General features: G+C 55.6%; 17 protein-coding genes. 8 read left to right on the top strand and 9 right to left on the bottom strand.

Annotated elements, in window-relative coordinates; translation table 11 throughout:
* The first annotated feature begins 6 nt into the window (after positions 1–6).
* The 5 genes from infB to GA0061077_RS03960 all read left to right on the top strand — a co-directional run bounded on the left by infB (position 7) and on the right by GA0061077_RS03960 (position 7,081).
* Positions 7–2,907, top strand: coding sequence for a translation initiation factor IF-2 (gene infB, locus GA0061077_RS03980; protein WP_091847689.1), 2,901 nt, complete (start codon positions 7–9; stop codon positions 2,905–2,907).
* 116 nt (positions 2,908–3,023) lie between these two features.
* On the top strand, positions 3,024–3,509 hold the full coding sequence (gene rbfA / locus GA0061077_RS03975; protein WP_091847688.1) for a 30S ribosome-binding factor RbfA: 486 nt from the start codon (positions 3,024–3,026) through the stop codon (positions 3,507–3,509).
* Positions 3,484–4,638 carry a tRNA pseudouridine(55) synthase TruB gene (gene truB, locus GA0061077_RS03970; protein ID WP_091847687.1) on the top strand — a complete coding sequence of 385 codons (1,155 nt, stop codon included), beginning with the start codon at positions 3,484–3,486 and terminating at the stop codon, positions 4,636–4,638. The genes rbfA and truB overlap by 26 nt, the downstream gene beginning before the upstream one ends.
* A gap of 176 nt (positions 4,639–4,814) precedes the next feature.
* Entirely contained in the window at positions 4,815–5,666 is an 852-nt protein-coding gene (locus GA0061077_RS03965; RefSeq protein ID WP_091847686.1) for a 5'-methylthioadenosine/S-adenosylhomocysteine nucleosidase, read from the top strand.
* 182 nt (positions 5,667–5,848) lie between these two features.
* The gene (locus GA0061077_RS03960) at positions 5,849–7,081 is read left to right on the top strand and encodes a riboflavin kinase (RefSeq protein ID WP_091847685.1); all 1,233 of its coding nucleotides are present in this window, start codon (positions 5,849–5,851) and stop codon (positions 7,079–7,081) included.
* 210 nt (positions 7,082–7,291) lie between these two features.
* Here the strand turns inward: GA0061077_RS03960 and GA0061077_RS03955 are convergent, their stop codons facing one another.
* From GA0061077_RS03955 to GA0061077_RS03925, 7 genes are all read right to left on the bottom strand, one after another.
* Positions 7,292–8,080, bottom strand: a complete 789-nt coding sequence (locus GA0061077_RS03955) for an amino acid ABC transporter ATP-binding protein (protein WP_091847684.1) — start codon at positions 8,078–8,080, stop codon at positions 7,292–7,294.
* Positions 8,081–8,154: 74 nt separating this feature from the next.
* Entirely contained in the window at positions 8,155–9,012 is an 858-nt protein-coding gene (locus GA0061077_RS03950) for an amino acid ABC transporter permease (RefSeq protein WP_091847683.1), read from the bottom strand.
* A 214-nt stretch (positions 9,013–9,226) separates the two neighbouring features.
* Positions 9,227–10,090, bottom strand: a complete 864-nt coding sequence (locus tag GA0061077_RS03945; RefSeq protein WP_091847682.1) for an ABC transporter substrate-binding protein — start codon at positions 10,088–10,090, stop codon at positions 9,227–9,229.
* Positions 10,091–10,322: 232 nt separating this feature from the next.
* Positions 10,323–11,189, bottom strand: coding sequence for an ABC transporter substrate-binding protein (locus GA0061077_RS03940; protein WP_091847681.1), 867 nt, complete (start codon positions 11,187–11,189; stop codon positions 10,323–10,325).
* Positions 11,190–11,366: 177 nt separating this feature from the next.
* Positions 11,367–12,764 (bottom strand): amidohydrolase family protein, encoded by a 1,398-nt coding sequence (locus GA0061077_RS03935; protein ID WP_091847908.1) that lies wholly within the window; start codon positions 12,762–12,764, stop codon positions 11,367–11,369.
* Positions 12,765–12,824: 60 nt separating this feature from the next.
* Complete coding sequence (locus GA0061077_RS03930) at positions 12,825–14,468, bottom strand: adenosylhomocysteinase (protein WP_091847680.1); 1,644 nt, start codon at positions 14,466–14,468, stop codon at positions 12,825–12,827.
* Positions 14,469–14,573: 105 nt separating this feature from the next.
* The gene (locus GA0061077_RS03925) at positions 14,574–15,200 is read right to left on the bottom strand and encodes a cupin domain-containing protein (RefSeq protein ID WP_091847679.1); all 627 of its coding nucleotides are present in this window, start codon (positions 15,198–15,200) and stop codon (positions 14,574–14,576) included.
* A gap of 309 nt (positions 15,201–15,509) precedes the next feature.
* Here GA0061077_RS03925 and GA0061077_RS03920 point away from each other — a divergent pair, with 309 nt between their 5' ends.
* A complete protein-coding gene (locus GA0061077_RS03920; protein WP_159426909.1) occupies positions 15,510–15,872 on the top strand; it encodes a hypothetical protein in 363 nt (120 codons plus the stop codon).
* Between the two features lie 36 nt (positions 15,873–15,908).
* Here the strand turns inward: GA0061077_RS03920 and GA0061077_RS03915 are convergent, their stop codons facing one another.
* On the bottom strand, positions 15,909–16,325 hold the full coding sequence (locus GA0061077_RS03915; protein WP_143249601.1) for a hypothetical protein: 417 nt from the start codon (positions 16,323–16,325) through the stop codon (positions 15,909–15,911).
* 105 nt (positions 16,326–16,430) lie between these two features.
* Positions 16,431–17,855 (bottom strand): DNA repair protein RadA, encoded by a 1,425-nt coding sequence (radA, locus tag GA0061077_RS03910; protein ID WP_091847676.1) that lies wholly within the window; start codon positions 17,853–17,855, stop codon positions 16,431–16,433.
* A 267-nt stretch (positions 17,856–18,122) separates the two neighbouring features.
* Between radA and GA0061077_RS03905 the strand changes: the two genes are divergently transcribed.
* On the top strand, positions 18,123–18,731 hold the full coding sequence (locus tag GA0061077_RS03905; RefSeq protein WP_091847907.1) for a hypothetical protein: 609 nt from the start codon (positions 18,123–18,125) through the stop codon (positions 18,729–18,731).
* 132 nt (positions 18,732–18,863) lie between these two features.
* Positions 18,864–18,953 (top strand): 30S ribosomal protein bS22, encoded by a 90-nt coding sequence (locus tag GA0061077_RS03900; protein ID WP_004268639.1) that lies wholly within the window; start codon positions 18,864–18,866, stop codon positions 18,951–18,953.
* The last annotated feature ends 119 nt before the right edge of the window (positions 18,954–19,072 follow it).

Raw genomic sequence — 19,072 nt, 5'->3', positions numbered from 1 at the left:
AACTGAGTGGCAAAACAGCGCGTATATGAACTCGCCAAAGAGTTCGGCGTAGATAGCAAAACCGTCCTTCAACAGCTGAAGGACATGGGGGAGTTCGTTAAATCCGCGTCCTCCACCGTGGAGGCACCCGTCGTTCGTAAATTGCGGGCTGCATTCCCGCAAAACGGCAATTCTGCACCAGCTCAGGAAACAGGAAAACCTAAGCCAAAGAGCCGTGCGAGCAAACCGGCAAGCAGTCATCAGTCGCAGGATACGGCTGTATCCAAGCCTGGTGAGCAGGCTCGTCCGCATGCGCCGGCCGCCAAGCTTGGTCAGCGCAGTGAATCTGCGCGTACCACTCAGCAGAGGGCTCCACGTCGTAATGACGCAGGTCTTGAACGCGAAGAGCGCAGCCGTAATCGCAATGAGCGTAGCGCGCGTGATCATACGCGCCGCCAGGAGGCCACTCCTGGACCACGCGGCAATCAGCGTTCCAGCAATGCCGGCGGTGCGAAGCCTGGTGCGCATAATGGCACTCCTCGTCCCGGTAGCACGGGCGCACAGTCATCGTCTCATGCTCAGCATCCCGGTGCGGGCCCACGTCCCGGCAACAATCCGTTCAGCCGTAAGCAGGGTATGCATGTACCCATGCCCAACGGAATCCCGCGCCCCCATCCCATGTCTCGACCTACGGTTGGCAATGATCGCAGCGAACGCGGTGGTCGCGGCGGACGTGGCGGATTCCGCAACGGGCGTCCGGATCAGGGTGCAAAGTCAGGGCAGTGGGGACGCAATCGTCCCGGACAAGGCCAAGGACAAGCCCAAGGGGAGTACGGAGGTCGTGGAGGCAACCGTTTCGGCGGCGGCTCCGCTGGCGGCAACACCGGTGGTTTCCAAAATTCCGCTCCTTCCCGTGGCGGTGGACGTGGTCGCGTCGGTGCCGCAGGTGCGTTCGGTCGTCAGGGAGGCAAATCCTCAAAGGCTCGTAAGAACAGACTCGCGAAGCGCCGTGATTACGAGGAGATAAAAGCACCTACCATCGGTGGTGTGCGCATTCCAACCGGCAACGGTCAACCCATCAGGCTTCGTCAGGGTGCCACTTTGGCTGACCTCGCGGAGAAGATTGATGTCAATCCCGCAGCGTTGGTGACGGTTATGTTCCACTTGGGGGAGATGGTTACTGCCACTCAGTCCCTTGACGAGGCGACCTTCCAGATCCTTGGCGAGGAAATCGGATGGAGCATCAAGATTGTCTCTGCCGAAGAAGAAGACAAGGAAATCCTCCAGCAGTTCGACATCGATCTCGATGAGGAAGAGCTGCAGGACGACGAGAACTTCAAGCCTCGTCCCCCAGTGGTTACGGTTATGGGTCACGTTGATCACGGTAAGACCCGCTTGCTCGATACCATCCGCCAGACCAACGTATCGGCACGCGAGGCAGGCGGCATCACCCAGCGTATTGGTGCCTATCAAGTCACCGTCAACCTGGAAGACAAGCCGCGCAAGATCACGTTCCTTGATACACCTGGTCACGAGGCGTTCACGGCCATGCGTGCCCGTGGCGCCGAGCTTACCGATATCGCGGTGCTTGTCGTTGCGGCCGATGACGGTGTGATGCCTCAGACGGTAGAAGCCATCAACCATGCTCAAGCGGCCAAGGTGCCGATTGTCGTGGCGGTCAACAAGATTGACGTCGATGGCGCGAATCCAGAGAAAGTGCGCGGACAGCTCACCGAGTTTGGTTTGGTCGCTGAAGAATACGGCGGTGACACCATGTTCGTCGATATTTCCGCGAAGAACGGCACGAATGTTGACAAGCTGCTTGAATCGATTCTGCTGACTGCTGATGCGGAACTTGATTTGAAGGCAAACCCGGATATGGACGCACGAGGTGCGACCATCGAAGCTAGGCTCGATAAGGGTCGAGGCGCTGTTGCGAGCGTGCTCGTCCAGCAGGGAACGCTTCATGTCGGTGATTCCATTGTGGCGGGCAATTCTTATGGTCGCGTTCGCGCGATGCTTGATGAGAACGGCAAACATATGAAGACAGCAGATCCTTCCACTCCCGTGCAGGTGTTGGGTCTGACTTCCGTGCCCAGCGCAGGGGATCTCTTCCTTGTTGCTCCCGAAGACCGTACAGCCCGTCAGATTGCAGAAAAGCGTCAGGCGTCCGAGCGTGCGGCCCAGCTGGCGAAGCGCCGTAAGATTGTCTCGCTTGAGAGCCTTAAGGAGCAGTTCGCCAAGTCTGAGGTTGACATGCTTAACATCATCATCAAGGGCGATTCGTCCGGTTCCGTTGAGGCGCTGGAAGAGTCCCTGATGAAAATCGAAGTGTCCGATGAGGTTGGTATCCAGGTCATCCACCGCGGAGTCGGCGCGATCAACCAGAATGATGTCAACCTGGCAAGCGTTGACAAGGCCGTTATCATCGGCTTCAACGTGCGTCCGAACCGTCAGGTCGCCGATCTTGCTGAGCGCGAGGGTGTGGAAGTCAAGTACTACTCGATCATTTACAAGGCGATCGAGGATATCGAGGCTTCGCTTACAGGTATGCTCAAGCCGGAGTACGAGGAGGTCACTACCTCTCACTCCGAGATTCGCGAGATTTTCCGTTCCTCCAAGTTCGGCAACATTGCCGGTGTTATGGTTCAGGACGGCGAGGTCAAGCGCGGCACCAAGGCTCGCATCTTGCGCAACGGCGTCACCACGGTCAACGATTTGGAGATCTCCACGCTGCGTCGTTTCAAGGACGATGTGCAGTCCGTTAAGGAAGGCTACGAAGCGGGTATCAATCTCGGCTCCTTCAACGACATTCAGGAAGGCGATATCATCGAGACTTTCGAGATGAAGGAAATCGAGCGCAAGGACATCAAATCCTCCAAGAAGGATGACAAGTCCGCTGATGCCGGAAACGCTTCTAAGTCCTAGTCTGAGGAAGAACAGACATTGAGATATTAACGATTGCCACCTGCTCCGACGTCATACGGCAGGTGGCAATCGTTATGTTTGTATTCTTATTGAAAACAGTACATCAAGGAATTGTTATGGCAGGAACTAATCCAAGGGCCGCGCGTATTGCGGCGTTGATTCAGCGTGTCATCGCCTCGTCGATGGAGCGTACATTGCATGACAAGCGTTTGAAGAACGTGACCATCACCGATGTGCGAGTAACCGGCGATTTGCAGATTGCACGCGTCTATTGGACACAGCTCGGTGACGAAGGTAAAGCCGAAGGTGAGCGCCGACGCGCCGAGCAGGCGTTAAAGCAGTCCAGCGGCAGGCTTCGTACGCTGGTTGGTGCCAAGGCGGGGCTCCGTCTGACACCGCAGCTGCAGTTCGTCTACGATGAGGTACCGAGTGAGGCACACGAGATTGAGGACATTCTCACCGCTGCCCATCGACGCGATGAGGAGTTGGCGAGGACCCGCGCAACTGCTGAATATGCAGGCGATGCCGATCCTTATCAGCAGCCTCGCGAGAAGAAGACGGCTGCCGATTTCGAGGATGATAGTGTCGAAGAAGAGCAATAAGACGGAACATTCCGGACTGGTTGTGGTTGACAAACCACTCGGTGTGACCAGTCATGATGTGGTGGCGGCGATGCGCGGAGCGCTACATATGCGGCGCGTCGGTCATGCAGGTACGCTTGATCCGCAGGCTTCAGGTGTTTTGGTGATTGGTTTCGGTTATGGAACACGACTGTTGAATTACATAGTCGATCACACCAAGTCATATGAAGCGACCATCCGCCTAGGGCAGGCCAGTACCACCGACGATTCCGAAGGTGAGGTCAGGACAGTCGCGCCGTCGGTGCTGGTGGATGAGGAATTGCAATCGACTCCAGACGGCGAACGCAAGAAAAACGGCAACGTTCGTATGCTGACGCTTCAGGAGATTGAGCAAGTCATCAGCGATCATCTGACCGGCGATATCCAACAGGTGCCGAGTTCTTATTCCGCGGTTCGTGTCAATGGACGTCACGCTTACGAGTTGGCCAGACAGGGCAAGGATGTTGAGCTTGATGCGCGCCCGGTCACTATTAATGAATTTACTGTGCTGCATGTTCACAATGCGGTGGCTGTGGCCAATGGCGGTGACCCTGGAAATAGCGCACGGACGATTCCCGTTATCGATGTGGATGTGCGTGTCGGCTGTTCGACAGGTACGTATATTCGTTCGCTGGGCCGTGATTTGGGGCGGCTCTTGGGCGTTGGCGGTTACCTGACCAAGTTGCGCCGCACACGGGTCGGACAATTCGATTTGGAAGATTCTCAATTGGCTTGTCGTGTGGTTACGGCACATGCCGAACCGCGTGCATTTACGAATCGCGATGGCGTGACGATGACGTTGAACAGAGCTGTATTGGATATTGAGGCAGAAGAGCTCGCGGATCGCTCTCTGACGATGTTTGAGGCTGTACAGAGGACGATGCCGGTCATTGCCGTCAGTGATGAGGATGCGAGCGACCTACGTTTCGGATGCAGGCTTCCGATATCGTTGCCCGTCGAGGCAAACAGCGATTCTTCCATCGAGGTAGGCGAAGAAGGCGTTGGTGATGGCATCGCGGCAGCGTATCAGCCGCAAACCGGCGAGGTAGTAGGTATTGTCCAATCGGTCGGCGCTCATGAGTTGAAACCTGTGGTGGTTTTTCCTGGATAGTGGCTTTCGTCTGCGTATAGGATCGCTTTTGCAAGCAGTCGGCGCACTGACTTTCATCGTGCAGACGCATTCAGGGAGACAAAACGGATACGAAGCGGCCCCATGTTTGCTGATTGTCAACCAGTCTCGATGGATTTGATTAAGGTTATGTCTTTCGCGGCTTGGAGAATTGAGGCATGGTCACCGAACATCATGTCATCGCCGTACAGTGTGCGCTTGAGCGCGAAGCTGAACTCATCGTTTCCAAGATGGATGGCGCGCAGACCGAAATTGTGTTGAACAACCGCGTCACCGTGGGTTCATATCAAGGTGTGCCTCTTGTGGTGTGTGTAGGCGGTATGGGTGCTGCCAACGCAGCTGCGGCGGCACAATTCATAGTCGACCGATATGCTCCGAAAGCCTTGATTTTCAGTGGGATCGCTGGTTCCATCAACCCTGGGCTCGCCATCGGTGACATCCTGATTTGCGCCGAGCAACATTATGCGGAAACCAATACGCAGATTATTGCCGAGTGTGTCCCGTTCCTTGAGTATTTTCCGTCAGATGCGACGATGGTTGAGGCTGCCGTAAAGTCGGCGGAGCAAGAGGGATTCGAACGCATCCGTTCACAGTGTGAGTCGGCAAGTGTTTCTCATTCGCAGGACGACCGTCTTCGGGTGGGAAACGAAGGTGTCGAGAGCGAACCTGCGGATACTGCCATGGATCACGCGAATGGAATCGGCCGTCATTATGTGGTGGGCAATGTCTCGACCAGCGACCGGTTCAATACGGATCCCGATGTGCTCAGGGAATTGGTTGATCGTTTCGGTGCCGAAGGGGAAGCGATGGAGGAGGCTCCTGCAGCTCAAATCGCCGCCAAATGCGGTGTGCCGTTTCTCTGTGTGCGCGGCATCAGCAATCCCTGCGGTGAGGCGTACGACGAACTCGATGAACAAAAGTACAATTTGCAACAGGCAGCTGACAACGCCGGAACAGTCACGCTGGGAGTGGTGTTCCGTATCAGTAAACGAGATTTATCGATTGTTTGAGTTGAAACGTGAGTGATGTCAACTAACGCACGTTGTCTTTTCCGGTTGACAGAACTTTGCAAACGTTGCGCAGCGTCGGCAAATATATTTCGCCGCCACATGAAGTCTCGAGAAAAAAAGGGCTTTCACAGGTGCTGCCTGGCTGATAAAATGGACTCCAAGAAACAAAACAAAGGATTTCGATGAAAATCACCAGGTTGACACCCGACGATAGTGGATTGGTGGATTGGCCCACCTTGAGCGCGCACAAGCGCACGGTGATGACGATTGGCGTTTTTGATGGGATGCACAAGGGGCATCAGGCGGTGATTCGCCGCGTTGTCGAGCTGGCCAAGCAGAACGATTCGTTGGCTGTGGTGATGGTGCTCGACTCAAGGCCGGCTCTTGCCCACACCTATGCCGACAAGCACGACGGCATGGATGTGCCTGAAGATTATGTTGATACGCAGGCATTGAGTTCCGTGGATCAGCGTATCCGTGTGATGCGCGATTTGGGGGTGGATCGTGTTTTGGTTCTGCACTATACGATGGCGTTCGCGGCCAAGTCGTTCAGGTTCTTCCTGGGGCAGATGGTCGGCAAGCTCGGCATGCGTACGTTGGTGCTCGGCAAGGATGCGGCTTTGGGAGCCAACCGTGCCGGTGACGTAAAGGCGATTCAGGAGCTTTCTGAAGCCACGGGTGTTTTCGAGCTTGATGTGGTTGACGACCTGGGGCCCGGCTACACGTGGATTCCCTCCCATTTCGAACCGGAGGTGCCGGAAGATGCCGGAGAACCGAAGGACCCTCGGGAGGGGTTGAGTAAGACCGAGTTGCGCTCGTGGACCAAACAGAATAATTGCCGAAAGGTGCGGGTTTGGAGCTCTTCGAATGTGCGTTACCTGCTTTCGCGGGGATGCGTGCAGGCCGCGGCTGAGATCTTAGGGCATGACCACGCCGTCGAGGGTGAGGTGGTCCATGGAGAGCAGCGCGGGCGTGAGATTGGTTTCCCTACGGCGAATCTGGCGCAGGTGGTTGAAGGGTATGTGCCGGTGGATGGTGTTTACGCTGGCTGGTTAATCGATTTGGGGCCGGTAGACGGCGAGGCCGATGAAGCCGTCGGTGACAACGACATCAAAACCACAAAGTTTGCCACATCTTCTGATGTGATGCGCATGGCTGAAGGGTCGCCTTGGCGCTGGCCGGCCGCTATTTCCATCGGTACCAAACCAACCTATAGTGATGAGACGGGTATTAGGGAGCGCGTCATCGAGCCCTATGCGATCACCGAGGATTGGCTGGAACTTTACGGGCATAAGGTTCATGTCGAGTTTGCAGGTTTCTTGCGTCGACAGATCAAATTCAAGGACACGGATGAGTTGAAGGTCGCATTGCAAAGCTATGCCGACCAGACACTGGAGATGACCGGCGGCAAGTGACCTGATATGGCGACCGGCAAACGATGTTTAGCGTCGCTGGTTTGTCAATAGATGCGGTTGAAGGGAAACTTGGAATAAGGAATTACAGATACACCGGACGCCGTGGCCAGTATCGCGTTTTGATGCGTTGATGTGGCCACGGCGTCCGGTGTATCTGGACTGTCAAGACGGCCGCTTGATCGCGTTGTTGAAATGACCAGGCTCGTAGACTTATACTTCGCGGAAGTGGCTGAAGAATTCACGGGTGTCGGGATTCTGAGACTCTTCCATAACCTCTTGCGGTGTGCCGTTCTCGGTGATTACACCTTTTTGAAGCAGTACGATGCGGTCTGCGGCGTGGTGTGCAAACTCCATCTCGTGGGTGGCCATGAGGATTGTGGTGCCACGTTCCTTGAGTTCGGTGACCATGTCAAGCACTTCACCCACAAGCATCGGATCGAGAGCCGAGGTGATCTCGTCCAGCAGCAGCAGTTCAGGGTCTGTCATCAACGCGCGGCAGATGGCCACACGCTGTTGCTGACCGCCGGACAGCTGATCCGGGTAAGCCTTGGTTTTTTCGTTCATGCCGATGCGTCTCAGCAGCTCGTGAGCCTTCGCTTCAGCCTTGTCTTTCGGCCAATGATGCACTTTGATTGCCCCGAGTGTGACGTTCTTGAGTACGCTCATGTGGGGGAACAGGTTAAATTGCTGAAAAACCACTCCGATGCGGGCACGAGAGTTGTCTGCGTTCACACGCGGATCGGTGATATCGGTGCCATTGAGCCAGATCTGGCCATCGTCTACATGCTCAAGCAAATTGACACATTTCATCAGTGTCGATTTTCCCGAGCCCGAAGGACCGAGAAGTGCCACGACCTCATGTGGATTGATATCAAAGGAAATGCCCTTGAGCACCGGATTGACGACCTTGCCGTTGCGATAGCTCTTTTTGACGTTGTCGATATGGAGCACCGGATTGCCGGTCTGGATGCTCGATGCTTGTTGTTCATTGTCGGTCATTGCTGTTCGGCTTTCGAAACTCAAGGATGAACGGACTGGGTTATCTGATGTGCGTTGGAGGTCAGATGAAGACGTCATACCACGCCAATGCCTTGTTCGCGCCCGCGCAGTCGCTTGGAATACCAATCATTGAGCAGGATGAATGGGACGCTGGTGCAGATGAAGAGCACGCTTGCCACGACGTAGGGGGTGAAGTTATAGGTCTGAGCGACGCTGATTTGTGCTGCACGTACCGCGTCGACCGCACCCAAGGTGGAGATCAGGCCCGCATCCTTCTGCATGGAGATGAAATCGTTCATCAACGCAGGGGCCACATTGCGCAACGCCTGGGGAATGATAACGATTCGAACGGTTTGTCCGCTGGTCAGACCAAGTGACCGGGCGGAAGCGCGCTGTGAGGGATGGACATCTTCGAAGCCGGCGCGTAGTACCTCGCTGACGAATGCGGAATAGTCCAAAACAATTGCGATGGTTCCGAGCACGGCCGCAGGAATGCGTCCGAAGATATTAAGTCCGGGAATGCCGAATCCGATGAGATAAAGCAGGACGATCATCGGAATGCCCCGCATCAGAGTCGTATAGAGTGACGCGAGTGCCCGCAGAGGGAAGAGCAACGGCGAGGTGCTGATGCGTATCATGGCCAATGCCGTACCGAGAATCCCTACGCCTACGGTTGCGAACAGAAGGACTTTGAGGTTAAGCCAGAGTCCTTCCAAAACCTTGGGGAACGATTGGGCGAAGTATTTGCCGGAGAAAAACGATTCGCGGACGTTGGGCCAGCCCGGCGAAAGTTTGAGGCTGATGACGACCAGTCCGGCAAGCACAAGGGTGCTGACGATGCTGATGCCAACTGACCTAAGACTTTGTTTTCGCAGATAGCCCTGACGTTCGAGTTCGACGGCGCTGATGTTCTGTGTTGCAGTCTGGAGCATGGGTGACCAATCTTAAAAGAGAAGCCGATGGCCTTACAATGCAAGTATAGAGTGACCCTTCAACCACTGCCGTGAGGCATGGTTGAAGGGTCATGGTCAGGTTCACGGATTCCCGAGAATGCAGGATGTCGGCCGTATTCGAGTGACGACGCAGTTTCAGCGCTTCTCGGTAAACATCCGTGATTGTTTGCTGACGATGGATGACATATGCAGGCTACTTGTTGAGCACCTGCACATTGGTCACATATTCGCTCAGCCACTCGTTTTGCAGCTTGTCCAGCGTGCCGTCCTTTTTCAGATCGTTGATGGCCCTGGTGGCCGGGGAAGTGAGTTTGGATCCTTTTGGCAACACGATGCCATCGCCTTCGGGGTCGTGGGAATCCGGAAGGCGGCCGATGACCTTGCCGTTGCGCACCTGTCCCGATTTGACGATGTTGACGGCCGTGGGTGTGTCTACGACCATCGCGTCGATTTGATTGCTGTCAAGAGCCTTGGCCAATGTGGCGTTGTCGTTGTATGTCTTGACGTCCTTCTTGATTGCGGAGACGGTGAAGTCGTAGCTGGTGGTGCCCACCATCGCGCCGATAGTCGCATCGTTCAGCGCGCTTACGGTATTGGTATCGGCGTATTTTCCGTCATTGAGTACGACAACCGACTGGTCGGCGTTGAAATAGCTGGGGGTGAAGTCCACGGCGTTCTTGCGTTCCTTCGAAATGCCGAACTGCTGGATGTTCATGTCCCAGTCCTTTTGGGTGCCGGGGGCAATAGCTGAATCAAAGGTGGAGCGTACCCATTTGACCTGCGAGCGTTTGAATCCCATTTTCTTCGCTACGGCGTAAGCGACGGCTGATTCGAATCCCTTACCGGTTTCCGGTTTGTTGTCCATTACCCAGGGTGTGTAGGCCGGTTCTCCGGTGGCGATCGTCAAGGTGCCGGGAGTGATGGTCTGTTGAGTGATATCTTTGGGGTCAGATTGCGAGTTGGATGTGGCTCCGCATCCGGCGCCCAAAACGAGCATGAATACCGATGCCGTTGCAACGAGGAATCGGGCGAGGCGTTGTCTGATTTGATATGTCATGGGATGGCTGCTCCTTGTTGGATGAGCGATGCCGCGTCGCCGAATCAGGCACAGAACCAAGGGCCGGAGCGACAGACAGCGGCCTGACACGCCTCAATCTAACGGAATCCCCCAACCGTTCGACGTATGACACGCCGTCGGGATTGGGGGATTATAATTTTGCTCATAGACGTTGCTTATGCCTCGTTATCAGTTCACGGATTGAGGCTCCGGCCAGAACTTGCTGGTTGGCTCAATTTTTGAGTTTGGGAATGTCGGTGGTGTATTCCTTGAGCCATTCTTCTTGTAGCTTCTGGATGGTGCCGTCCTTCTTCAGAGCATCCATGGCTTTGGAGGCTTCCTGGGTGAGAGGGGAGCCTTTTGGCAGCACGATGCCCATACCTTCCTTGTCTTCGGAACCGGGGAGTTGGCCGATGATCTTTGCATCTTTGACTTGTCCGGTCTGCACCATGTTCACGGCATCAGGGGTGTCGATGACGAGCGCGTCTATCTGGTTGGAGCTGAGCGCCTGTGCCAAGGCCGCGTTGTCGTTGAAGGTTTTGATGTCCTTCTTGATCTTGGAAGCCGTGAAGTCGTAGCTGGTAGTGCCAACCATGGCGCCGATCATGCCGTCCTTGAGGTCGTTGACGGATGTGGTGTCGGCGTATTTGCCGCTCTTGAGCACAACCACGGCCTGAGTTTCGTTGTAGTAGCTGGGGGTGAAGTCCACGGATTTTTTACGTTCGGGTGTGATTGAGAACTGTTGGATGTTCATGTCCCAATCCTTCTGAGCCCCGGGAGCCACCGCCTGGTCGAAGTTGGTGCGTGTCCACTTAACCTGTGACTTTTTGAAGCCCATCTTCTCGGCAACGGCATATGCGACGGCGGCCTCATATCCTTTGCCGGTTTCTGGCTTGTCGTCAATGACCCAGGGTTCGTAAGTCGGCTGACCGGTGGCGACGGTCAGTGAGCCCGGTTCATAGGTTTGCTGGGTGATGTCGCCTGACTTGGCACCCGAGTCGTTCGATCCGCCGCAGCCTGCAGCGCCGGCAAGCAATGCGGTAACGCCCAGTGCGGTCGCCAGCGCACGGGTGATTCCTTTGGAAAATGGGAATGACATGTGATCAGCCTTTTTTGAAATCGAGGACATGTCTGTCCAACACTATTAGGTGTTCGGCAGACGTTGACAACAATCATCTTAGCATCTGACGTGTTGTACTTGCAGAAGCAGACATCCCTGGATTATAGGAGAAAGCTATGGCTCGTTATCATTCCCTTTCATTTGAGCCTCCAAACGTTAGATTGCCTCGAACGCTCCATCGTTATAGATCACATGACCCGAGATAATCGTTGCTTTGTTGTGGCCGGAACCATCGCGGATCAGTTCGTCCAGCGTGTGCTCGACCTGTTCTGGTGTCTCGGTTTGTGGAGGTATGTCAATGAAGGAAAGATCGGCCAGTGACCCCGCGTTGATTTGCCCGATGCGTTCGGTTCCGATATGAAGACCCATGGATTCGGCGCCACCTAAGGTCATCATGCGGATAATGCGATGGCTCAGATCATCATGGGTGTATCCCTGCTTGCGTGCCATATCGTAGACGATGGCAGCTTCGTCGAACAGGTCGAGGCTGGGGGAGCTGGATAGCGAATCCGTACCGATGGAGAGCATGTTACCCTCATCCATGTAGTCGCGTACCGGTGCCTCCTTGCCGGTATGAGTAATTTCGTTGGAGCGCGGGCACAGCGCGACGGACACGCCGCGTTGCCTCAGGATTCGTCGGTCCTCGCGATTGGCCCACACGCCGTGTGCAATATGCACATCCGGACCGAGTGAACCGAGCTTATCCACGAACTGTATGGCCGAGGCCCCCTTGCCTTGTTTCTTCAGCTCCCGGTAGTTGGGCCAGTGGTCATCGTTCCAGTCTTTTGCTGTATACGTACTTAAAATCGCTGGGTGTGATCCTGCTTCCATCGGTGTTTCTCCCAGATGGATATGCAGTCGCATATTCAGACTGCGTGCGATGTCCGGAAGATCGATGAATGGTTCGGAATCAAGGGTGTACGGTGCATGTGGGCTGATGCCGATGTTCGGCGGATTCAGTGTCTTGATCTGCGACAGAGATTCCTTGAGTGCGGTTTTGCCGTAATTCTGCCAATCCGCGTTTCGCCAGTTCATCACCTCCCAGTAGGTGATGCCGTGCAGACCTTGCGACGCGAGCGCCCCCGCGGCCTCGATGTCGGTCACGACGTCCGCGGCGGCTGTGGTGCCGCTTTCCACCAGACGGCGAGCTCCGTCGGAGGCCCACTCCTTCCAAGGTTTGGTGTGCTCGGCTTTCGAATAGACCACGTCGAAGGCTTGCTCCCAACTGTGAAAGTCCGGATAGTGGCCTTGCCCGACATCCTGCATTCCCGTGTATTGCAGATGGGTGTGCGCGTTGACCAGACCCGGCATGATGATGCCGTCAAAGTATCGTTCGATGACCTCGGTGGGGTCGATGCCCTCTTCTCGAAGCTCTCGAAGCACCCACGCCCGCGTACCGACATGCAGTACTCGTTTGCCGCGAACGGCAACTGCGCCTTGCCCGATGACTGGTGCCGTCACCGGAATCACGAGCTTGGCTGAATAGAGGTAGATGTTCTTGTCGTTGGTGTCGTGGCTTTCGGAAGTGTCTCGAAGTGGGGAATCCGGATTCATCATGTTGCTTTCATTGTTTGGTATGATTGGTTGCCGCCTATCGGCTGAAATGACGGTGTTTCAATCCCGCATCGCGTCGAAACGCGTGGTCTCCCAACTATAACCATTGTCTTTTACAGTGTGGCTGACGTGGTATCCACGAAGTTGTAACGCAATATTCGCGATTTCGCGATTTGTTTGCTTGTCGAGCTGGATCAATTCGTGTGGAAGCTTTCCCTGGTGCTTGATGAGGTGTGCCACGGCACTGACTTGAACAGCGAAGCTCAGGTCCATGATTTCGATCGGATTGCCGCCTCCGGCTGTGTAGTTAACACCATCGCCTTGCGCAAGCAGACGCAGGGTCGGGCCGTCGGGAACTTCTATGGTGGTGACGTCACATTCCGGATGATGCTTGAACGTGGGGATCTCATCCAGGGCGATTTCATCGGCGATGCCTCCGATGACCGTAACTGTTGCGTTTGTCTTCATGGCACGTAGATGCTCGATCGCAAGTGTATGTCGAACGCCTGTGGCGGAAACCGTCATGTCGGCATCGGATACCGCTTCATTGATATCCTGCGTCGGGAAACCTTCAAACACCGCTTTTAGGCAAGCGGTCGGGTCAATATCACAAATGGTGACCTGTGCCCCGAGCGCCCGGATGCGCAAGGCGAAACCGCGGCCGACGGGGCCATATCCGACAACGGCGATGCGTTTGCCTGTAAACCATTGCGCCCCGAGGATTTCCTGGATGGTGGTGACACAGGTCTCACCGGTGCCGTGTGCGTTGTCGAAGCAGGTTTTCAGCGGGCTGTCATTGACTGCCACGACAGGGTAGGGCAGGGCGTGGTCGTCCTGCATCGCCTGAAACGCACGGACACCGCTTGTCGTTTCTTCCGCCACGCCGATGAGCTTCGCAACGATGTCCGGGCGTTCGCGTGCGGCAAGGCGTGCGAAGCTTGCGCCGTCGTCGATGATGATGTTGGGGTTGAGCGCATCCAGCAGACGCAGTGCACCATCGTGGTATTGCTCAGAGGTCCAGTCGTTTTTGGCTTCCACCGTTATGCCTTCGGTGCGCAATTGTTTGGCCACACGCTCGTCGACGCCGCCGGGTTCGCAGCACACGCCGACCTGCGCGCCAGCCGCTTTCAGCTCACGTAGCAGCACAGCAGTTTTGGGTTCGAGAATAAGGCAAATGGCGATGCGGATGCCGTTGAAATCAATGGGGGCCGGTGAATCGTGGACTTGCGCATCCCCACGTTGGTTGCCTCGGTAACGGGAGATTGTCGCGGTGTCATCGTCTGTGGTGCCGCGCCCGGTCAATCGCCTCATCAGCTCGTGGGTGACAGGCATGTGTTTCTGTGCATAGTCCATCGCTTCGCGGCCGGTGGCCTCGCGCATATCGGCAATCACTGCGTTTTCGGACGTTTTGGCATCGTTATGGTCGCACGATTGGGGAATATATCGATATGCAAACGCTTTCCCGCTACTGTTGATCGGTAGTGCATCTGCTTCGCCTCGATCCTCGGTGCGAGCCTTGTCGGAAACTTCGATGACATTCATTCCCCAGCATTCCGCTTGGTTTTTCAACAGGGCGTTGCGGTCGGATTTGCCGTCGTTTTCGTCGACGAGAAGATTTGCCCCAGCCAATGATTGATTGGTGCGCTGGGAAAACATGCGCGCCCAAGAAGCGAAATCATCGCAATCACAGTGCTGTTCGGTCATGGTTACTGCTCCCTTGGGCGTTATCGGCCGGTAAATTGTTGGGGTGTCGCTGCTCCCCATGCTAAAACGTGAGTTGATATTGAATTAATGCTGGTGGCCGGCGCTCTACTCGAGTGTGAAACCGTCGAAGGTGAATCCGGGGCTCACGACACAGGAAACCAAGGCGTCGCCGTTGCCGGGCACGGTGCGCTGCCAGCAGCCAGCGGGGATGACCACGTGGCCCACAGGCGTGGTGGATGCATCGGGAACGTATCCTTCCGTCTTCGGTGTGGTGCCTGTGGCATTGGGGTCGATTGACGCGATATCCTGTCCCAGCGTGTAGAACGTGCGACCGGACTCGTCGGCTGGAGCGTCGCCGTATCCACCCAATTCGAGACCGACGGTGGCCGGTCCGTGCCAAAGCCAAACTTCCGCTGCATCGACTTTATGCCATGCGCTGGCATCTCCCTGAGCCAGGAGGAAGTAAATCAGCGAGGCCAGTGGTCGTCCTTCCGTTTCCTTCATCGCCTTCAGATCATCCGCGGTTGCCGCGTAGGCTTTTTCGGAATCGGTGGTATCCGTGCCGCGTTGCACGTCTCCGCGTTCGGCGGCTTGCGTTGTCGCGGTTCCGGCAGCGGCCTGAAGGCTCAGCCATGTTTGCCGGTACCAGCCGCCCTCAGGGTGTGCCTCGAGGTCGAGTGTTTTGACCAGATGTTGGGCGTATTCGCTCATATTCTCAAATGCAACGCTCATCGTTCCGTTCCTTTGCCTGTCTCGGATGTGTGTGACTTCCGCGATGAACCGCGAACGTCATGCCGAAGTCATTCTATCAATGCCATTGCCACCAGCGGGCTTCTGCCTTGTCGGCGAATCCGCCCGAACCTGCATGGGGTTGAAGCGTGAGGTTTTCAATTTTCGGAAGCATATTCTCAGGCAAGAACCTCATTCGTTACTGTCTTCGCTCTGGTGGCGTTGTATTTGTTTGCGCAAGCGTCGTCGCATATACTGGCGAGCAAGATAAGAAAAACATTGGATTTTCGGAAGAGTGATATTGCCAGTTCTGTGATGTGTCACAGTCAGGAATGGGTGGGCTTACATGATAAGACCGTGGAGGTCACGGCGACCAGCGCCGACATGCTAGGCGAAGCTGGTTCGAATGTTCCTCGATTCGTCGAAGGGTCCCTGTCGTCGCTTGGGCCAGGCGCAATTGCTGTCAACATCGAGAAAATGGTTCCCTATGGTGATTATCATCTCGGTCAGACGGTCGTATTCTATGGGAAGAACGATTATGTCTATAAGGCGAAAATCGTGGCCGCTGTAGAGATTCCGAAAGGTCTGGGCTCAAATGCCACAATGGATTTCTTTACGCTGGACGGCGACTTCGACCTCAACGGTGTGATTGATGACGGTTTTTGCAGCGATTAAGCGGCGCGAGGGTGTTTCGTCGCAAGCGTTCGCCGATCAGGTCACAAGGCACATGCGACTAGCGGAATCAAGATATGCCGCGACCAGTCCAACAGCAGCGGGGCGCTGGCTCTCGCTAAGCAGGAATACATTGATTATTTTGCAAGGGAACGTCGTTCTCAACAACATGGATTGGCCATTGTCATTGTTGGCGGGGCAGTGCTCGCAGCGATTTTTCTGATTCAATCGTGCGCTATTGTCATGACGGAACGTCGTGAAGAAAACCGGCGACTTCGCAGGCTTGGCGTTTCCCGCGGCTCTGTCGTCCGCGCTGCGATATGGGAGGTCGTGCTGGATGTATTTTTTGGCGGGCGTTGGCCTAAGCGCCGTTTTCGCCGAGCTGGCCATGCAATACGCACGTGAAGGAATATCCCCTTGGGGAGTACCCGTATTGGTGGGGACGTTTGTCGGCATGATTGCCGTTATTCTCGCTGTAGCGGTACTGGCCTCGACTTTGTGCTCGTTCAGGAATTCTGGAAGGATGCAATGATACGGGCACTGAAGTGATTGCCGGCTGCGTTATCTCGATTTTGCCACGCCGAGTGCGTCGAGGGCGTCACGTAGGGAGGAAACTTCCACAATTTGCAGACCTGTGACGGCTTTAATGTCGCGACGGCCTCGATGTGCAGGCACGATGGCTCTCGTGAATCCGAGACGCACGGCCTCGTTGAGGCGGTGGGAGAGTTGCGGGACGGGGCGCACCTGGCCGGTGAGGCTGATCTCGCCTATGGCACAGGTGGTGCGGTCGATGGGTTTTGAGTGGGTGGCGCTCGCCAGCGCGGCGACGATGGCGAGGTCGCAGGCCGGCTCTTTTGCCAGTCCGCCTGCGATGGTTGAAACGTAAAGGTCGTTGGCCAACAGGTTGACGTGACCGTGACGGTACAACACGGCCGAAAGCATGGCGAGGCGATTGGAATCGATGCCGTTGGTGTTGCGGCGCGGGGTGGGCAGCACGGAGTTGGTGACGAGCGCCTGTATTTCGATCGGCAGGCTTCGGTGGCCGTCGAGGGTGAAGGTGACGCAGGTGCCGTCGACCGGCGTCGTTTCCGTTGAAAGGAACAGGCCGGAAGGGTCGCTTACCTCCTCGATGCCCTCGCCGCTCATATCGAAGCACCCTACCTCGTCCGTGGGTCCGAAGCGGTTCTTGGAAGCATGCAGCAAGCGAAGCGCGGTCTGCGAGTCACCTTCGAACTGGCAGACTACATCCACCAGATGTTCCAATGTTCGAGGGCCCGCGATGGATCCGTCCTTGGTGACATGCCCGACCAGCATAACCGGAATGTCAAGTGTTTTGGCGGTATCGATGAGTGCGCTGGCTACTTCTCGAACCTGCGTGGAGCCTCCCGAAATGCCGTCGACATCCTGCGAAACGATGGTCTGCGCCGAGTCCACAATGACCAAGCTCGGCTTTTCCTGTTCGATCATGCCCAGCACGGTGGCGAGATCTGTGGTTGAAGCCAGAAGCAGGTTCTTCTCCAACGCGTTGATGCGTGAGGCTCTCATGCGCACTTGGGCCTGGGACTCCTCACCGGAAATATAGAGAACTGACTTTTCGCTGTTTTCCCGAGCTGCATTGCCGGATGTTTCCAAGAGCAAGGTCGATTTGCCGATGCCTGGTTCTCCAGCGACCAAAACGACGGAACCGGGCACGATGCCGCCGCCGAGTACCCGATCGAATTCCTTGAATCCTGTGGGAATGCGTTTTGTGCTTTCCGTGGATATCTCTGTAATCGGCTTGGCTGCACCGTTACCGGAGAGGGTTGCGGGACTGGCCTGTGTGCGTGAGGTGCGGCCCGGTGCCGCGGTGCGGGAGGTTGCTAAGGGGCGTGCCTCATGAAATTCCTCGATGGTGCCCCATTGGCCGCATTCGGGGCAGCGTCCGTACCATTTGACGCCGTTCCAGCCGCATTCCGAGCATACGTATTGTGTCGCGTTCCTAGTCATGATGCCGACGCTAGCCAATTTTGCCGACAACGGCAAGCTCTGGGGAAAGGAATCAAGAAATCTGTAACAGGGAAGCGGATGTTTAATGGTAGAACAAAATTAGTCGGTTTGTGTGTGTTTGTATTTTTAGGGTTTTGAAACGTGATGGTGGCATTTTCATGTCCTGAGGCGGAGTTGAAAAAAGTGCTGAAATATATGGTGAAAAAGGTGGGAGTCAAGCCAATCGGCTTCGTTGAAGCGTCACCCCAATGTGGAATAATGGCCCTCATGACAAGCGAACAGAAATCTTCATCCCACGGTAAGTTGCTTGCCGTGGTGACTGCCGCGGCATTGGTGATTGTTCTCGCCTTGCTCTCAGCGTTCGTGTGGCCGGGATGGGCCATGAACAAGGGGGCAGGGGGCACGAAGCAGCAGCCTGTCGCCAGCAATCCTGCGCCTTCTCCGTCTATCAAAGCTAAGGAGTTGCCCCAGGACTCCAGTCCACTGTTGAAGGCAATGCCTGATAATGTGCTCGGTTTCGCTCGTACGGAGGCGGCTCCGAGTGCTAATTGGACTGTCGCATCTCCGTTGGAGGAGTATTCCCTTACGTATTCCACCGGCAACATGTCCAAGGACGTCACTCTTGTTGTAGCCCAGTGGGCAGGCAGTGATGCCGCCCAGCGGCAGTACGAAATGCTTACCCAAGCGTTGAAAGGTCAGGATGTGGCAACTGGAGGAGTAAAGGTTTCTGGCACCTCCACGGGTCAGTACATCGTCAAAACCGATGCAAACAAGGGGAAGACGGCGACAGCCATTTGGCGCAATGACACTGTCGTGTTCCAAGCCACAGGTTCCACCGATTCGATTAAGCGCTTTTACCCGAAGTTCCCGCTCTGATTGCTAACCGACAAAGCCGATTCGTGATTTCCTGATTGGCAAGGCAAATCGTGGATAGTGGTGTTTTAAGTCGGCAAGAGCGAGTAGGATAGGTCAAGTTGCAAACTTACAGTTAAGGATTGGAGGCTTCAGATGGGTTCTGTCATCAAGAAGCGCCGCAAGCGGATGAGCAAGAAGAAGCACCGCAAACTGCTGCGTAAGACTCGTCATCAGCGCAAGTAGTATAAAAGCTTTTATGAGGCCCGGGGTCGTAAGATTCCGGGCCTTGCTTTATCGCAAGCATTGTGCGGTTGGACGTTATTTTTGAAACGTCGTTTTGCTGTTTTGAGGCTTTTGGCAGG

Origin of the sequence: Bifidobacterium commune, assembly GCF_900094885.1 — a bacterium.
GTDB lineage: Bacteria > Actinomycetota > Actinomycetes > Actinomycetales > Bifidobacteriaceae > Bifidobacterium > Bifidobacterium commune.
Note: the sequence above shows the minus strand (reverse complement) of the source record. Positions and strands in the feature narration are given on the sequence as shown.